At 53.1% G+C, this 320-nt stretch carries 1 rRNA gene; it reads left to right on the forward strand.

The annotated features are described in order from the left end of the window. Positions 1-320: ribosomal RNA gene (locus ACLFKU_RS44490) — 23S ribosomal RNA — on the forward strand; the annotation flags it as partial.

Raw genomic sequence — 320 nt, forward strand, 5'->3', positions numbered from 1 at the left:
TGAAATTGAAATCGCTGTGAAGATGCAGCGTTCCCGTGGCAAGACGGAAAGACCCCGTGAACCTTTACTATAGCTTTACACTGAACGTTGAGTTCGTCTGTGTAGGATAGGTGGGAGGCTATGAAACCATGGCGCTAGCTGTGGTGGAGCCATCCTTGAAATACCACCCTGTCGTGCTTGACGTTCTAACCTGGGTCCATAATCTGGATCGGGGACCGTGTATGGTGGGTAGTTTGACTGGGGCGGTCTCCTCCTAAAGAGTAACGGAGGAGCTCGAAGGTACGCTCAGCGCGGTCGGACATCGCGCACTGTGTGCAAAG

Source organism: Paraburkholderia sp. EG304 (assembly GCF_046543485.1).
Lineage (GTDB): Bacteria > Pseudomonadota > Gammaproteobacteria > Burkholderiales > Burkholderiaceae > Paraburkholderia > Paraburkholderia youngii.